Source organism: Pseudomonas sp. FW300-N2A2 (assembly GCF_017351735.1).
GTDB lineage: Bacteria > Pseudomonadota > Gammaproteobacteria > Pseudomonadales > Pseudomonadaceae > Aquipseudomonas > Aquipseudomonas migulae.
Genome location: NZ_JACNDU010000029.1, coordinates 1 through 15,475, shown reverse-complemented (window position 1 = coordinate 15,475; position 15,475 = coordinate 1). Strand labels below are relative to the sequence as shown.

The 15,475-nt window shown below is 61.5% G+C and carries 14 protein-coding genes; 10 read left to right on the top strand and 4 right to left on the bottom strand.

The annotated features are described in order from the left end of the window. The first annotated feature begins 249 nt into the window (after nucleotides 1-249). From J4E42_RS24620 to J4E42_RS24610, 3 genes are all read left to right on the top strand, one after another. Nucleotides 250-825, top strand: a complete 576-nt coding sequence (locus J4E42_RS24620; protein WP_008032866.1) for a flavodoxin family protein — start codon at nucleotides 250-252, stop codon at nucleotides 823-825. A gap of 31 nt (nucleotides 826-856) precedes the next feature. Beyond that, nucleotides 857-1,681, top strand: coding sequence for an alpha/beta fold hydrolase (locus J4E42_RS24615; protein WP_008032867.1), 825 nt, complete (start codon nucleotides 857-859; stop codon nucleotides 1,679-1,681). 72 nt (nucleotides 1,682-1,753) lie between these two features. Further along, the gene (locus J4E42_RS24610) at nucleotides 1,754-3,196 is read left to right on the top strand and encodes a catalase (protein ID WP_207286365.1); all 1,443 of its coding nucleotides are present in this window, start codon (nucleotides 1,754-1,756) and stop codon (nucleotides 3,194-3,196) included. Nucleotides 3,197-3,691: 495 nt separating this feature from the next. Here J4E42_RS24610 and J4E42_RS24605 read toward each other — a convergent pair whose 3' ends face one another. Further along, nucleotides 3,692-4,108 carry a helix-turn-helix domain-containing protein gene (locus tag J4E42_RS24605; RefSeq protein WP_008041154.1) on the bottom strand — a complete coding sequence of 139 codons (417 nt, stop codon included), beginning with the start codon at nucleotides 4,106-4,108 and terminating at the stop codon, nucleotides 3,692-3,694. Between the two features lie 209 nt (nucleotides 4,109-4,317). On the opposite strand from J4E42_RS24605, the gene J4E42_RS24600 reads away from it, so the two are divergent. The 6 genes from J4E42_RS24600 to ycaC all read left to right on the top strand — a co-directional run bounded on the left by J4E42_RS24600 (nucleotide 4,318) and on the right by ycaC (nucleotide 10,984). Beyond that, nucleotides 4,318-5,301 carry an MBL fold metallo-hydrolase gene (locus tag J4E42_RS24600; protein WP_008041153.1) on the top strand — a complete coding sequence of 328 codons (984 nt, stop codon included), beginning with the start codon at nucleotides 4,318-4,320 and terminating at the stop codon, nucleotides 5,299-5,301. A 31-nt stretch (nucleotides 5,302-5,332) separates the two neighbouring features. After that, a complete protein-coding gene (locus tag J4E42_RS24595; protein WP_008041152.1) occupies nucleotides 5,333-6,253 on the top strand; it encodes a LysR family transcriptional regulator in 921 nt (306 codons plus the stop codon). Nucleotides 6,254-7,454: 1,201 nt separating this feature from the next. Next, on the top strand, nucleotides 7,455-7,871 hold the full coding sequence (locus J4E42_RS24590) for a DoxX family protein (RefSeq protein ID WP_008043253.1): 417 nt from the start codon (nucleotides 7,455-7,457) through the stop codon (nucleotides 7,869-7,871). Further along, the gene (locus J4E42_RS24585; protein WP_008032692.1) at nucleotides 7,864-8,454 is read left to right on the top strand and encodes an antibiotic biosynthesis monooxygenase; all 591 of its coding nucleotides are present in this window, start codon (nucleotides 7,864-7,866) and stop codon (nucleotides 8,452-8,454) included. Before J4E42_RS24590 ends, J4E42_RS24585 begins: the two co-directional genes overlap by 8 nt. Beyond that, nucleotides 8,451-10,289: an amidohydrolase gene (locus tag J4E42_RS24580; RefSeq protein ID WP_008043255.1), complete on the top strand. Its 1,839-nt coding sequence runs from the start codon at nucleotides 8,451-8,453 to the stop codon at nucleotides 10,287-10,289. The genes J4E42_RS24585 and J4E42_RS24580 overlap by 4 nt, the downstream gene beginning before the upstream one ends. Nucleotides 10,290-10,357: 68 nt before the next feature. Continuing rightward, nucleotides 10,358-10,984, top strand: a complete 627-nt coding sequence (gene ycaC, locus J4E42_RS24575; protein ID WP_008032694.1) for an isochorismate family cysteine hydrolase YcaC — start codon at nucleotides 10,358-10,360, stop codon at nucleotides 10,982-10,984. Nucleotides 10,985-11,112: 128 nt separating this feature from the next. On the opposite strand, the gene J4E42_RS24570 is transcribed toward ycaC, so the two are convergent. Then, complete coding sequence (locus J4E42_RS24570) at nucleotides 11,113-12,549, bottom strand: mechanosensitive ion channel family protein (protein ID WP_207286364.1); 1,437 nt, start codon at nucleotides 12,547-12,549, stop codon at nucleotides 11,113-11,115. Nucleotides 12,550-12,810: 261 nt separating this feature from the next. After that, nucleotides 12,811-13,830: an alpha/beta hydrolase gene (locus tag J4E42_RS24565; RefSeq protein WP_008032696.1), complete on the bottom strand. Its 1,020-nt coding sequence runs from the start codon at nucleotides 13,828-13,830 to the stop codon at nucleotides 12,811-12,813. A 160-nt stretch (nucleotides 13,831-13,990) separates the two neighbouring features. Between J4E42_RS24565 and J4E42_RS24560 the strand changes: the two genes are divergently transcribed. Further along, on the top strand, nucleotides 13,991-14,887 hold the full coding sequence (locus J4E42_RS24560) for a LysR family transcriptional regulator (RefSeq protein WP_008043389.1): 897 nt from the start codon (nucleotides 13,991-13,993) through the stop codon (nucleotides 14,885-14,887). 136 nt (nucleotides 14,888-15,023) lie between these two features. On the opposite strand, the gene J4E42_RS29560 is transcribed toward J4E42_RS24560, so the two are convergent. Continuing rightward, a partial coding sequence (locus J4E42_RS29560) for a hypothetical protein (RefSeq protein WP_259331712.1) occupies nucleotides 15,024-15,475 on the bottom strand: 452 nt, incomplete at its 5' end.

The window sequence follows — 15,475 nt, the reverse complement described above, 5'->3', positions numbered from 1 at the left end:
GCTTGTGTAGAAGGCGCCGGGGCTTTTGGCGCGCCAGGGAAAATTAACAACGTTTAACTCGTCCTGCGTCCGGTCTACGCCCAAAACTCCAGCACCGCAACTGCTCAAACTGTAGGAGCCGGCTTGCTGGCGATTGCGGTATTTCAGCCGAAGTTGTCGGCGATGGGTACATCGCAATCGCCAGCAAGCCGGCTCCTACAGGGGGGGCCGTGTTGTGAAAAGGGATTTATTTGTCATGAGGACGCCGGAATGAGCAACGTGGTGGTGGTCTATCACAGTGGCTACGGGCACACACGGGTCATGGCTGAAGCCGTGGCCCAAGGTGTGGAACGGCACCTGGGCAGTACCTGCCAGCTGATTTCGGTCGAGGACGTGGACCAGCACTGGGACCGTTTGCACAACGCCGACGCGATCATCTTCGGTGCGCCGACCTACATGGGCAGCGCCTCGGCACGCTTCAAGGGGTTCATGGAAGCCACGGCGGCGTTCTACCTGACCCAACCCTGGCGCGACAAACTCGCGGCGGGCTTCACCAATTCCGGCTGCCTGTGTGGCGACAAACTCAACACCTTGCTGCAGATGGCGGTGTTCGCCGCGCAGCATTCGATGATCTGGGTCGGCCTCGACCTGCTGCCGGCACGCTCCGGCACCGGCGTGTTCGACGGGCAGCTCAATCGCCTCGGCAGTTCGCTGGGCGCCATGGCGCAGTCGAATGTCGAACAGTCCCCCGAATTCGCACCGCCCCCGGAAGATCGCTGCACCGCCGCGCACCTGGGTGAACGCGTGGCGCGGCTGGCTGAACGCCTGAGCCACTCACCGGTTTGAATCACCCCCAACCCTCCTGAGGAAACATCGCATGAGCACGTTCACCACCCGAGACGGCACCGAGATTTATTACAAGGATTGGGGCACCGGCCAGCCCATCGTCTTCAGCCACGGTTGGCCGCTGAACGCCGACAGCTGGGAATCGCAGATGATCTTCCTCGCCTCCAAAGGCTACCGGGTGATCGCCCACGACCGTCGCGGCCATGGCCGTTCCAGTCAGCCGTGGACCGGCAACGACATGGACACCTACGCCGATGACCTGGCGCAGTTGATCGAACGACTCGACCTGAAAGACGCCGTGCTGTTCGGTTTCTCCACCGGCGGTGGTGAAGTAGCGCGCTACATCGGTCGCCACGGCACCGGGCGCGTGGCCAAGGCCGGGCTGATTTCAGCGGTGCCGCCCCTGATGCTCAAGACCGAAGCCAACCCCGGTGGCCTGCCGATCGAGGTGTTTGATGGTATTCGTCAGGCGTCCCTGGTCGACCGTTCGCAGCTGTACATCGACCTCGCCAGCGGTCCGTTCTTCGGCTTCAACAAACCGGACGCCAAACCGTCGCAAGGCATGATCGACTGGTTCTGGATGCAGGGCATGACCTCCGGCCACAAGAACGCTTATGACTGCATCAAGGCGTTTTCCGAAACCGACTTCACCGAAGACCTGAAGAAATTCGACATCCCCACGCTGGTGGTGCATGGCGACGCGGACCAGGTGGTGCCGATCGAGGCCGCCGGCATTGCTTCGGCAAAACTGGTCAAGGGGTCTACGCTGAAGGTCTACCCCGGCGCGCCCCATGGCCTGACTGATACCCACAAGGATCAGCTCAACGCTGATCTGCTGGCGTTCCTCAAGGGTTGATGTGCCCACGGCGCGGGCGTAGATCCGCGCCGTTCTCGCTCCTGATGAGCCGAATCCTTCGAGAACCTGACCATGAAAAAGCTGACCAACGCCACCGGGGCACCGGTGGCCGACAACTTCAATATCCAGACCGCCGGCCCCCGTGGACCGGCGCTCTTGCAAGACATCTGGTTGCTGGAAAAACTCGCCCACTTCGACCGCGAACTGATCCCGGAGCGGCGCATGCACGCCAAGGGTGCGGGCGCCTACGGCACCTTCACCGTCACCCATGACATCACTCGTTATACAAAAGCCAGCATCTTCAGCTCGGTGGGCAAGGAAACGCCGCTGTTCGTGCGTTTTTCCTCGGTGGCCGGCGAACGCGGCGCGGCGGATGCCGAGCGTGATATCCGTGGCTTCGCGGTGAAGTTCTACACCGACGAAGGCAATTGGGACATTGTCGGCAACAACACGCCGGTGTTTTTCTTCCGCGACCCGCTGCGTTTCTCCGACCTCAACCACGTGGTCAAACGCGACCCGCGCACCGGCCTGCGCAACGCCACCAGCAACTGGGACTTCTGGACCCTGCTGCCCGAGGCGCTGCACCAGGTGACCATCGTGATGAGCGATCGCGGGATTCCCACCAGTTTCCGTCACATGCACGGCTTCGGCAGTCACACCTTCAGCCTGATCGACCGCGACAACAAACGGGTGTGGGTGAAGTTTCATTTTGTCTGCCAGCAAGGCATCGAAAACCTCTCGGACGCGGAGGCCGAAGCGGTGGTCGGCAAGGACCGCGAAAGCAATCTGCGCGACCTTTATGAAGTCATCGAGCAGGGCAACTTCCCGCGCTGGAAATTGTGCATTCAGGTGATGGAGGAAGAACAGGCGCTCAACTATCGGCACAACCCGTTCGACTTGACCAAGGTCTGGCCGCACGCTGAGTTCCCGCTGATTGAAGTGGGCGTCATGGAGCTCAATCGCAACGCCGAAAACCACTTTGCCGAAATCGAACAGGCAGCGTTTTCGCCGGCCAACGTGGTGCCGGGCGTGAGTTTTTCACCGGACCGCATGCTCCAGGCGCGGCTGTTTTCCTATGGTGATGCCCAGCGTTATCGCCTCGGCGTGAACTTCAACCACATCCCGGTCAACGCGCCGCGCTGCCCGGCGCACAGCTACCACCGCGACGGCGCCATGCGCACCGACGGCAACCTCGGCGGTACCGCCAGTTACTTCCCGAACAGTGTCGGTGAATGGCAGGACTCGCCGGAACTGGCCGAGCCGCCGCTGCCGCTGGAAGGCTTTGCCCAGCATTATGATCATCGGTTGGAAGAGGATCATTACGAACAGCCGGGTAACCTGTTTCGACTGCTCGATCCGGTGCGTAAGCAGTTGCTGTTCGACAACACCGCACGCGCCATGAACGGCGTACCGCAGGCAATCCGCCAGCGTCATATCGACAACTGCACCAAGGCCGATCCGGCGTACGGATTTGGCGTGGCCGAGGCGTTGGAGCGGTTGGTGCCGTTAGGGTAAAAGGCAGCAGGCTTGCCGGCGATGGCGCCCATGAAATCGCCATCGCCAGCAAGCCGGCTCCTACAGGTTTTGCGTCATTCCTCAATCCCCGAACACCCCCACAATCCCTGTAGGAGCCGGCTTGCCGGCGATGGCGTCCACGAAATCGCCATCGCCGGCAAGCCGGGCTCCTACAGGTTTTGCGTCATTCCCAAATCCCGAACACCCCACAATCCTTGTAGGAGCCGGCTTGCTGGCGATGGCGTCCGTAAAATCGCCATCGCCAGCAAGCCGGGCTCCTACAGGTTTTGCGTCATCCCCAAATCCCGAACACCCCACAATCCCTGTAGGAGCCGGCTTGCTGGCGATGGCGTCCGTAAAATCGCCATCGCCGGCAAGCCGACTCCTACAGGTTTTGTGTCGATCCTCAATCCCCGAACACCCCCACAATCCCTGTAGGAGCCGGCTTGCCGGCGATGGCGCCCATGAAATCGCCATCGCCAGCAAGCCGGGCTCCTACAGGTTGACGCGTGGAAGCGCGCGCACGGCTCGGCAGCGCCAGGCGAATGGGTTGATGCCTTCGCTGCGGGTGAAGATGTGGCAGAAGTGCGCCTGATCGCAGAAACCGCATTCGAGGCTGATTTGCGTGAGGCTCAGGTCGGTGTTCTGGATCAGTTGCTTGGCACGGGCGATGCGTTGGTGGCGAATCCAGTCTTGCGGCGAGAGGCCGGTGCTGCACTTGAATGCACGGGAGAAATGACTGCGCGAGAGGGCGCAGGCGCGTGCCAGTTCGGTGACTTCGACGGTTTCACCGAGGCGTTCGAGGATCAGTTGCTTGACCAGGCTTTCGCGCCACGGGGTCAGGCCGCCGGTGGTTTTCTTTCGCGTTTCAGTGGCAGTCGCGCGGGCGACGTTTTGCTGAGAATGAGCCATGACAAATGTCCGTTTCGGTGAGCTTCATTCTTGGTCGCGGGGCTCTGGCAGGCGAGTTAAACGTTGTTAATTTCGCCGATGCGCAGTGGTGAACAACAGCGCTGACTCAGCACATGGCTGCAATTTTTGCGGTGCCGGGCGAGGCATGATCGACGTCTTGTGGCGGGCCTGTGCATGGCCGCTCTTCTGACTTGATCAAGGGTGACGGCATGAAACATTCTCTGGTTGGCGCGTTGGGCCTCGCGGTGGCGTTGGCGTCCGGAATCTCCTCGGCTCAGGCACCGGCACAGGTCGGCACTCAGGTGCCGGGCTACTTCCGCCTGGCGGTGGGCGACTTTGAGGTGACGGCGCTGTTCGACGGCTACAACGACCTGTCGCCCAAACTGCTCCAGGGCCTGACCCAAAGCCAGATTCGCGCACTGCTGGCCCGTCGCTCGATTGAAACGCCGGGGGTGCAGACTGCGTTCAACGCCTTCCTGATCAACACCGGCAAGCAATTGATCCTGGTGGATACCGGCGCCGGTCAATGCATCGGTGCGACGGCGGGCATGCTCTCGGACAACATGAAAGCCGCCGGCTACGAGCCTTCGCAGGTCGACACGATTCTGTTGACTCACTTGCACCTGGACCATGTGTGCGGATTGGTCGATGGCCAGCAGAAACCGGTTTTTGCCAACGCCACGGTCTACGCCGCGAAGGCCGAAGCCGATTACTGGCTTGATCCTCAGGCGCTGGCCAAAGCTCCCGAGGGCGCCAAACCGTATTTCAAAATCGCCCAGGACTCCACCGCACCGTACGTCGCGGCGGGACGTTTCAAGACGTTCGACGCCGGCCAGTCGCCTGTGCCGGGGGTCGAGGCCACGCTGGAAGCCGGGCACACGCCGGGCAGCACGACGTACCGCTTCACCTCTCAAGGGCAGAGCATTTTGTTCATGGGCGATCTGGTGCATAACCTCGCGGTGCAGTTCTTGCACCCGGAAGTCTCGATCGGCTTTGACGTCAACAGTCAGCAAGCGATCAAAAGCCGCGCCAAGGTGTTCAGCGATGCAGCCGCCGGTAAAACCTGGGTGACGGCAGCGCATTTGCCGTTTCCGGGCATTGGCCATATCGCCGCTGAGGGCAAACATTTCCAATGGGTACCGGTCGAATACGGTCCTTATAAACGTGCGGCGAAAGTGCCGCTGATCGAGTAAAGTCCGACGCATTCACAAGGGAGCCGTGCCTATGAACCGTAACGATCTGCGCCGCGTCGACATGAACCTGTTGGTGATTTTCGAGGCCTTGATGTTCGAGAAGAACCTGACCCGGGTGGCTGAAAAACTGTTCATGGGCCAACCGGCGGTGAGTGCGGCGCTGGGGCGGTTACGGGATCTGTTTGACGATCCGTTGCTGTTGCGTAATGGCCGTGGCATGGAGCCGACAACGCGGGCGCTGGCGATTCTCAAGGAATTGCAGCCGGCGATGGATGTGATTTCCGGGGCGGTCAGTCGGGCGAAGGAATTTGATCCGGCGAGCAGCTGCGATGTGTTCCGCATTGGTTTGTCGGACGACGCCGAATTCGGTTTGTTTCCGCCGTTGTTGCGGCAACTGCAAGAAGAGGCGCCGGGGATTGTTGTGGTGGTGCGGCGTGCGAACTATTTGCTGATGCCGGCATTGCTGGCTTCGGGAGAGATCTCTGTGGGGGTGAGTTACACCACGGATTTGCCCGCGAATGCGAAGTGCAAGAAATTGCGCGACATCCCCTGCAAGGTGCTGCGTGGGGACAAGCGACCGGGGTTGCTGACGCTGGATGAATACTGCGAGCGACCGCATGCGATGGTGTCGTTCTCTGGCGACCTGAGCGGCAATATCGATCTGGATCTGGCCAAGGTTGGCCGCAGTCGTCGGGTGGTGTTGGGTGTTCCGCAGTTCAGTGGGTTGCGTGCGTTGCTGGCCGGCACGGAGATGATTGCGACGGTGCCGGATTATGCGGCGTGTGCGCTGGTTGAGGGGTGTGCGTTGCGGGCTGAGGATCCACCGTTTCCCATTGATGCTGCGCAGCTTTCGATGGCTTGGAGTGGGGTGCATGACAATGATCCGGCGGAGCGGTGGTTGCGGTCGCGGATCAGTGAGTTTATGTCCAGGCCTTTGCCTGTATCGGGTTGAACGTGGCGGCCTTTGGGCCGACCATTTTCTTTTGGGGGTACATATCCATTGCTGCGGTAACGGCTGCTGGTGGTTTCGCCCTTACGGCGAGTCCCTTTTGTCAAACGCCACAAAAGGAACCAAAAAGTCTTGCCCCGGCGTCCGGCCCCTCGCTAAGGCTCGGTGTTCCCTCGCTCCGGTCCTGCTCCGTGGGCCCGCCGCCATCGGCCATCCATGGCCGGGGGCGGCTAGCCCGGCATCCATGCCGGGCTGCCCACTGCGCAGAACCTCCACTCGGCCTCCCGAAGGGGCGGGCAGATCAAAATCAAAAGCTGAAGGCGAGCTAACGCTCGGCCTGATGAGTGGTGAAAAGCGGGTGCGTTGCTTGGCTCTTCGTAGGAGCGATGCTTGCTCGCGAAGGCGGCCTGACAGCCGACCCTTCACTCACGAATGTCCCCAATCTCCTGTAGGAGCCGGCTTGCCGGCGATGACGACCTGACAGCCGACCCTTCACCCACGAATGTCCCCAATCCCCTGTAGGAGCCGGCTTGCCGGCGATGGCGTGCTTCCAGCCGACCCTTCACCCACGAATGTACCCAACCCTCTGTAGGAGCCGGCTTGCCGGCGATGGCGTGTTTCCAGCCGACCCTTCACCCACGAATGTACCCAACCCACCGCTATCGTCGGAACGCCGCCCGCAGCAAGCCGGCTCCTACAGGAAATCGGCGTACGCTTTCGCTTTTCACCACTCATCAGGTCGAGCGTTAGCTCGCCTTCAGCTTTTGATCTGAGCGCCCCCTCGAGAGGCCGAGCGCAGGTTCTGCGCAGTGGGCAACCCGGCATGGATGCCGGGTTAGCCGCCCCCGGCCATGGATGGCCGATGGCGGCGGGCCCACGGAGCAGGACCGGAGCGAGGGCATGGCGAGCATTAGCGAGCCACCGAACGAAAGGGGCAAGAGCGCTTGGTTACTTGCCGCTTCTGCAAGTGACTCGCCGTAAGGGCGAAACCAATAGCAGCCGTTACCGCAGGAATGGATATGTACATCAATAAAAGATAGGTCGGCTATCAGGCCGCCATCGCCGGCAAGCCGGCTCCTACAGGGGCTGTGTGATGCCGTGAAAAAGAGCACGTACATTCAATTTTCCCCGCCCCCACACCGGCACTATCGAATGAGGTCCCGGCGCTTTGACGCCGATGGTTTTTCATTTGTGCAGGTAGTCCATGAACGCTTCGCAATGGGATGAACGGGCCCAGGATATCGGGCTGTTTTTTTTGCGGGTCAGCGGTGGTTTGTTTCTGCTGTGGGTGCACGGTTTGCCCAAGCTGCTTAACTACAACGCTCAACTGCAAGTCATCGAAGACCCTTTCCACCTTGGCGCGAATGTCACGCTGATGCTGGCGATTTTTGCCGAGGTGCTGTGCCCGCTACTGATCATTGCCGGGGTGTTGGTGCGCCTGGCGTGCCTGCCGGTTTTGTCTGTGTTGTGGATCGCGCTGCTGGTTGTGCACCCGCAATGGAGCCTCGAGGAAGGGCAGTTCGGCTGGCTGCTGTTGATTCTGTTCACCAGCCTTTTTATCGCCGGGCCGGGACGGCTGGCGCTCAATGTCCGATTCGCCGGAGCTTTGCGTTATGCCTGAATCCAATCGTTTCGAGGAAGTCGTGACCCTGGTAATCAAGCACCGGGTCAAAGCCGGTTTTGAAGTGCCCTACGAAGCCTGGTTGCGCAACATCGTCAGCATCGCCGGGCAGCAGGAAGGGCACTTGGGGGTGGATGTGATGCGCGGCAAGAGCGCCGGCCTCGACATGTACACCTGCGTGCTGCGCTTTTGCTCCACCGACGCGATGCAGCACTGGCTCGATTCGCCGCAACGGCTGGAACTGGTCAACGAAGCCACGCCGATGCTCGCCGATGGCGACCAGACCGAGGTCAACCCGGTCAAAGAATTCTGGTTCGCGCCGCAGGCTGAAACCGGTTCGCCGCCGCCGCGCTGGAAGCAGGCCGTGGTGACGTTGCTGGTGATTCTGCCGCATACCTTGCTGGTGCCGCTGATCTGGGGCCCGCTGTTGCGGCTTAACGCGTTCCTGTCCAATTACGTGGTCGCCACGTTCCTGATCACGCTGACCATCGTCGTCTCGGTGGTGTACCTGTTCATGCCAATGGCGACGCGTTTGTTCGCGCCTTGGCTGTCCCCCTCCACTCAGCCCAAGGAAACGCGATGAACGCCGACCTGATTTTGTTCAATGGCCAATTTCATACCGTTGACCGTGAAAACCCACGCGCCAGTGCCGTCGCCATCAGCGATGGCCGCTTCGTCGCGGTCGGCACTGATGCCGAAGCCATGGCCCTGCGCGGTTCCGGCACCCAGGTCATCGACCTCAAGGGCCGCTGTGTCATCCCCGGCCTTAACGACTCGCACTTGCACCTGATCCGTGGCGGTTTGAACTACAACCTCGAACTGCGCTGGGAAGGTGTGCCGTCGCTGGCCGACGCCCTGCGCATGCTCAAGGATCAGGCTGACCGCACGCCAACGCCACAATGGGTGCGCGTGGTCGGTGGCTGGAACGAATTCCAGTTCGCTGAAAAGCGCATGCCGACCCTGGAAGAGCTCAACCAGGCGGCGCCGGATACGCCGGTATTTGTCCTGCATCTATATGATCGGGCTCTGCTCAACCGCGCCGCGTTGCGCGTGGCTGGTTACACCCGCAATACGCCGAACCCGCCGGGTGGCGAGATCGTGCGCGACGCGAACGGTGAGCCGACCGGCATGCTGGTCGCGCGCCCGAACGCGATGATTTTGTACTCGACCCTGGCCAAGGGGCCGAAGTTGCCGCTGGAGTATCAGGTCAACTCGACCCGCCAGTTCATGCGCGAACTCAACCGTCTCGGCCTGACCAGCGCCATCGATGCCGGTGGCGGTTTCCAGAATTATCCGGACGATTACCAGGTGATCGAGCAGTTGGCCAAGGACCAGCAACTGACCATCCGCATCGCCTACAACCTGTTCACCCAGAAGCCGAAAGAAGAGCTGGCCGACTTCAAGAACTGGACCAGCAGCGTGACCCTGCATCAGGGCGATGATTTCCTGCGCCACAACGGCGCCGGGGAAATGCTGGTGTTCTCGGCGGCGGATTTCGAGGACTTCCTCGAACCGCGTCCGGACCTGCCGCAAACCATGGAAGACGAGCTGGAACCGGTGGTCCGCCACTTGGTCGAGCAGCGCTGGCCGTTCCGTTTGCACGCCACCTACAACGAATCCATCAGCCGCATGCTCGACGTGTTCGAGAAGGTTAACCGCGACATTCCGTTCAATGGTTTGCCATGGTTTTTCGATCACGCCGAAACCATCACGCCGCAGAACATCGAGCGGGTGAGGGCGCTGGGCGGTGGTATCGCGATTCAGGATCGCATGGCGTTTCAGGGCGAGTATTTCGTCGAGCGTTACGGCGCCAAGGCTGCCGAAGCGACGCCGCCGATCAAGCGCATGCTGGCCGAAGGTGTACCGGTTGGCGCGGGCACCGATGCGACGCGGGTGTCCAGCTACAACCCATGGACTTCGCTGTACTGGATGGTCAGCGGTCGCACCGTCGGTGGCCTGGAGCTGCACGCCGAGGGGCTGTCCCGGCAGACCGCGCTGGAACTGTTCACCCACGGCAGCGCCTGGTTCTCTTCCGAGCAGGGTAAGAAAGGCATGATCAAAGTCGGCCAACTGGCTGACGTCGCAGCCCTGAGCGCGGACTTTTTCAGCGTTGACGAAGAAGCGATCAAGTGGATCGAGTCGGTGTTGACCGTGGTCGGCGGCAAGGTGGTGTACGCCGCCGGTGATTTCGAAAAACTCGGCCCGGCCAGTGTGCCGGTGCTGCCGGACTGGTCGCCGGTGGTCAAGGTGCCGGGTCACTGGCGCCCGACGTCGCCGATGCAGGCGCAGGTTCACCATTGCAGCGGGCCGTGCGGGGTGCATTCCCACAGTCATGAAAAGGCGCGGTTGTCGAACGCGCCGGTCAGCGATTTCGCCGGTTTCTGGGGCGCCTTCGGCTGCTCGTGCTTCGCGTTCTGACGATCAAAAAAAAGCGCCGACCCGCGTGTCGGTGCCTGACGTAATACCCATCCATCGAGGAGTTTCACATGAGCAACGTTCCGTACAAACGCCTGAACAAAGACGATGCCGTTGTCCTGTTGGTCGATCACCAGACCGGTCTGATTTCGCTGGTTCAGGATTTCTCGCCGAACGAATTCAAGAACAACGTGCTGGCCCTGGGCGACGTGGCCAAGTTCTTCAAACTGCCGACCATCCTCACCACCAGCTTCGAAAACGGCCCGAATGGCCCAATGGTGCCGGAATTGAAAGAGCAGTTCCCGGACGCGCCGTACATCCCGCGTCCAGGCCAGATCAACGCCTGGGACAACGAAGATTTCGTCAAGGCCGTCAAAGCCACCGGCCGCAAGCAACTGATCATCGCCGGTGTGGTGACTGACGTTTGCGTGACCTTCCCGACGCTGTCGGCGCTGGCCGAAGGGTTTGAAGTGTTTGTGGTGACCGATGCTTCGGGTACGTTCAACGAAACCGTGCAACAAGCTGCGTGGGCGCGTATGGCCGCCGCCGGTGCTCAACTGGTGAACTGGTTCTCCGTTGCGTGCGAGTTGCAGGGCGACTGGCGCAACGACATGGAAGGCCTGGCGAATCTGCTGTCGCCGCGTATTCCCAACTACCGCAACCTGATGAACAGCTACTCGGTGTTGACTTCGAAGTAAGTCCGCAGCCAAAAAAATGCCCGCGATCTGCGGGCATTTTTTTGTGCCTTTGTAGGAGCCGGCTTGCCGGCGATGGCGATCTCACGGGCGCTATCGCCGGCAAGCCGGCTCCTACAATGTGCGAGGTGTTACACCGATTGGCGTTTTTGCAGCCAGCTCAGGAATCCACCTTTCTTGATCGGCACCGGTTTGGCCAGCAGCGCCAACCGACTGTTCTGCTGCCGTACCGCCTGCAACTTGTTCAACGCCCGACCCACCTCAACCCGCTGTTCCATGCAACTGCGGGTCAGGGATTTGTCGATCCGGTAGATGATGCACGAGGTCAACGCGGTGAACGTGGCCTGCGACGGTGTATCGGTGAGGATGCTCTGTTCACCCATCACCTCGCTCGGCCCCATGCGCCCGGCCTCGGTTTGCCCGGCGCCGTCCGGTACTGTCGCGCTGACCACGCCCGTGGCGATGACCATCAGGCTGTCCGGCACTTCTCCCAGTTCCAGCACCACCTGGCCTGCCGCGTACTGCTGCGCGACCATCGAATGGGCCATTCGGTCGCGTTCGTCTTCGCTCAGGGAACGGAAGACTTTCACCTCGTCCAGCAAGGACCGCGCGCGGGATGTCGGTTCGATCACGCCGTCGAGCTGTCGGGAAATACCTGCCGCTTCGAGGTGCCGATGGGCGAGGTCGAACAGTTGATTGCGCACTTCGCTTTTCTTGCCGAGTTCGGCGATAAACCCGCTGGCCACGTATTCGGACATGGTTTCGCCGGCCTCTTTCAGCACGGCTTTCGGCGCCGGGTTGAGCAGCAGACTGCTGCTGCCTTGCAGCGTGCGGTCCAGTGCCTCCAGCACCCGACGCGGACGGATGTGGTTGGGCACCTGGATGCTGATCGACACGCCATGCATGTTGCCGGGGCGGCTCAGGTTGACGATCTTCGCTTTGGCCGCCACCGAGTTCGGCACCACCGCCGTACTGCCGGCGCTGGTCAGCAGGTGAGTGGCGCGCCAATCGATGTCGAGCACTTTGCCCTCGACGCCGTCGATCACGATCCAGTCATCCACCTGATACGGCTTGGTGGTGTTGAGCACGATCCCGGAAAACACATCGCTCAGGGTGCTTTGCAACGCCAGGCCGACGACGATTGCCACCACCCCGGACGTCGCCAGCAGACCTTTCACCGGCAACTCCAGCACGTACCCGGCTGCGGCGACGATGGCGATCAGAAACACCAGCGCGCCGATGACGTCCTGCAGCAACCGCCCGCTGTGCCCGATGCGCCGCATCAGCAGCAGGCCGATGACTTCGGTGAGTACACGTGCGGCGTACAGCCACCAGAGAATCCCCAGCGCCGTCGCGCCCAGTTGCGCCACGCGGTCGTCTGCCAACAGCGGCGCCTGCAACGGGCTGACGCCGGCGTTGATGATGAGCGCGCTGAACATCACAAACAACGCGAGGCGCACACCGACCCGCGTGACGCGATGCTTGAACGGCGCTACGTGCCAGAGCACGGCGTCGATGACCAGCAACAGCGCACTCCAGGACAGCAGATGACCGTAGATGAGGGACATGGAAGAACTCCGGAAGACTGATTTTTTTTGTAGGAGCCGGCTTGCCGGCGAAGGCGATCTCAAACCCTGCATCGCTCTCACGGACGCCATCGCCGGCAAGCCGGCTCCTACAGTTTGACCTGCGTAAACCCGATCCCTTGTAGGAGCCAGGCTTGCCGGCGAAGGCGTATTTGAGGGCGCCTTCGCCGGCAAACGGAGCGCCGCCCGGCCGCTCCTACAGAAAAGCCCCTCGCACGATGACCGTGGGAGGGGCGTGGGAACTCAGTTCAGATGAGTCTTGAGTTCCAGCGCGGCCTGACGCACCGCCGCTTTCACTTCCGGAATCTGGCTCAGCGGATTGAGCAAGCCGAAGTCGTGAATCATCCCGTTGTAACGCACCGCCGTGACCGGCACACCGGCCGCATCGAGGTGGCGGGCATAGGCTTCGCCTTCGTCACGCAACACGTCGAACTCGGCGGTCTGCACCAACGCTGCCGGCAAGCCTTTGAGCTGTTCGGCGCTGGCCTGCAACGGCGAGGCGTGGATCTGCGCACGCTCGGCCTGGTCGGTGGTGTAGTTGTCCCAGAACCAATTCATCATGCCTTTGGTGAGGAAGTGGCCTTCGGCAAATTGCTGGTACGAGCCGGTGTCGAACTGTGCGTTGGTCACTGGCCACATCAACAACTGGAAGCGCAGCGCCGGGGCTTTCTGTTCCTTGGCCATCAATGCCACGACCGCAGCCATGTTGCCACCGACGCTGTTACCGGCCACCGCAAGACGCTTGCCGTCGACGCCGATGTCCTTGCCATGCTCGGCCACCCAGCGGGTCGCGGCGTAGGCCTGGTTGATCGCGGTCGGGTAGTGCGCTTCCGGCGACGGCGTGTAATCGACATACACCGCGACGGCACCGGAGCCGACCACCAGGTCATGAATCAAGCGTTGGTGAGTCGGGTAATCGCCCAGCACCCAGCCGCCACCGTGGAAGAACATGAACACCGGCAACTCACCTTTGACCTTGGCCGGGCGCACGATTTTCAGGTTGATGGTTTGACCATCGACCTTGATTGCACGATCGCTGACGTCCACACCCGACAGATCAACCTTGACCGAGTTTTGCGCACCGGTCAGCACCGCACGGGCGTCTTTCGGGCTCAACTGCTCAAGCGGTTTACCGCCACCGGCGGCGAGGGCTTCGAGGAAGGCTTGAGTGTTGTGTTCAACGCCTGGGCTGCCAGCGGCAAAGGCGTTGCCGACGGAGAGGGCGAGCAGGGAAGCGGTCAGGGTTTTTTTGACGAGGTTCATGAGCAAATCCTTTTTAATTAATTAGAGATTGGTTACCTAAGGGTCAGGTTGCTGCTGCGCTGGGACTCAGGCCTCAGCAACACCGTGGACACAGATTAATAGGGTGCTCGAAAGGGAAAAAGCGGCTATAAAGCGTTTAACTGTCAACCGGAAAGTGACAATGAACCCGTTCGAAGATATGCGTATTTTTTGCCAGGTCATGGACTCCGGCAGCTTCACCTCGGCCGCCGATCAATTGGGCCTGTCCAAGCAGTTCGTCAGCCGTCGCTTGATGCAACTCGAAGAACGCCTGGGCGTACGGTTGCTCAACCGCTCCACGCGGCGCCTGGACGTCACGCCGCTGGGCCAGAGTTATTACGAGTCGGCGTTGCGCTTGCTCAGCGAAGTCGAGCAGGTGGAGCAGGGCATCGCCGGCCAGACCACCGAACCGCGCGGCACCATTCGCGTGAGCGCACCGTTGTCGTTTGCGGTGGCACATTTGGGGTGTTTGCTGCCGGTGTTCTTGCAGCGTTATCGCGATGTCACGGTGGAAGTGGATTTGAGCGACCGCCCGGTGGATCTGCTCAGCGAGGGTTACGACCTGGCGTTGCGCATCGGCATCCTTGAAGACTCGACGCTGATCGCCCGCCGCATCGCTTCGATCCAGCGGGTGTATTGCGCCAGCCCGGCTTACCTGGCCGAGCGCGGAACGCCGGGTAAACCCGAGGACCTGCACACGCACGACTGCCTGCCGTATGGCCATGGCCGCCAGGTGCAATGGCGTTTTGAAGGGCAGGGCAAGCCGCTGGCGGTCAACGTGACCGGGCGGATGCGGGTCAACAACGGTGAGTTGCTCAGGGATGCGGCCATTGCCGGGATGGGGATCACGTACCTGCCGACCTTCATTGTCGGGGCGGCGTTGAAGGATGGGCGGCTGGTGCCGGTGCTGGATGAGTTTCGCCCGCAGCCGCTGACGTTGTCGGCGGTGTACCCGCAGCATCGCCAGAGTTCGCGACCGGTGCAGGCGTTGATCGAGTTTTTGCGCGAGCGGCTGGATCAGACCGAGGGTGGACTCTAGGTCCACGCGATCCCTGTAGGAGTGAGCCTGCTCGCGAAAGCTGTGTGTCAGACACATTAATGTTGAATGACAGATTGCTATCGCGAGCAGGCTCACTCCCACACTGGATTTAGGGTGTTCTTGATATCAGCGGTGATCAGGACCTTTTGTCATCACCCGGCTCGCCACCGACGTGCACGCCGTGGTCGTCACCCGGTTCACCGCCGACATGAACGCCGTGGTCATCGCCGATTTCGCCGGCGCGATGAACGCCGTGGTCGTCACCGATTTCACCGGCGCGATGAACGCCGCGGTTGTGGCCGACTTCACCGGCATGATGAACGCCGTGGTCGTCACCGATTTCACCGGCGTGATGAACCCCTCGGTTGTGGCCGACTTCACCGGCGTGGTGAACGCCGTGATCGTCTCCCGGTTCGGCATGGGTGCCGCTGCGACCGGATGAGGCGGTGTTACCGGAATGTCCCGAGCCATGGTCGTTGCCACTGTGACCGCTGCCGCTATTGCCGCCGCCGTTTCCACCGTGACCGCTGCCGCCATTGCCGCCACTGCCACTTCCGCCGTGGCCACCGCCGTTGCCGCCGCCACCGT

What these genes read in the sequence shown, in the direction of transcription:
- J4E42_RS24620 (WP_008032866.1), top strand. Translation starts at nt 250, where the DNA reads ATGAGCAACGTGGTGGTGGTCTATCACAGTGGCTACGGGCACACACGG.
- J4E42_RS24615 (WP_008032867.1), top strand. Translation starts at nt 857, where the DNA reads ATGAGCACGTTCACCACCCGAGACGGCACCGAGATTTATTACAAGGAT.
- J4E42_RS24610 (WP_207286365.1), top strand. Translation starts at nt 1,754, where the DNA reads ATGAAAAAGCTGACCAACGCCACCGGGGCACCGGTGGCCGACAACTTC.
- J4E42_RS24605 (WP_008041154.1), bottom strand. Translation starts at nt 4,108, where the DNA reads ATGGCTCATTCTCAGCAAAACGTCGCCCGCGCGACTGCCACTGAAACG.
- J4E42_RS24600 (WP_008041153.1), top strand. Translation starts at nt 4,318, where the DNA reads ATGAAACATTCTCTGGTTGGCGCGTTGGGCCTCGCGGTGGCGTTGGCG.
- J4E42_RS24595 (WP_008041152.1), top strand. Translation starts at nt 5,333, where the DNA reads ATGAACCGTAACGATCTGCGCCGCGTCGACATGAACCTGTTGGTGATT.
- J4E42_RS24590 (WP_008043253.1), top strand. Translation starts at nt 7,455, where the DNA reads ATGAACGCTTCGCAATGGGATGAACGGGCCCAGGATATCGGGCTGTTT.
- J4E42_RS24585 (WP_008032692.1), top strand. Translation starts at nt 7,864, where the DNA reads ATGCCTGAATCCAATCGTTTCGAGGAAGTCGTGACCCTGGTAATCAAG.
- J4E42_RS24580 (WP_008043255.1), top strand. Translation starts at nt 8,451, where the DNA reads ATGAACGCCGACCTGATTTTGTTCAATGGCCAATTTCATACCGTTGAC.
- ycaC (WP_008032694.1), top strand. Translation starts at nt 10,358, where the DNA reads ATGAGCAACGTTCCGTACAAACGCCTGAACAAAGACGATGCCGTTGTC.
- J4E42_RS24570 (WP_207286364.1), bottom strand. Translation starts at nt 12,549, where the DNA reads ATGTCCCTCATCTACGGTCATCTGCTGTCCTGGAGTGCGCTGTTGCTG.
- J4E42_RS24565 (WP_008032696.1), bottom strand. Translation starts at nt 13,830, where the DNA reads ATGAACCTCGTCAAAAAAACCCTGACCGCTTCCCTGCTCGCCCTCTCC.
- J4E42_RS24560 (WP_008043389.1), top strand. Translation starts at nt 13,991, where the DNA reads ATGAACCCGTTCGAAGATATGCGTATTTTTTGCCAGGTCATGGACTCC.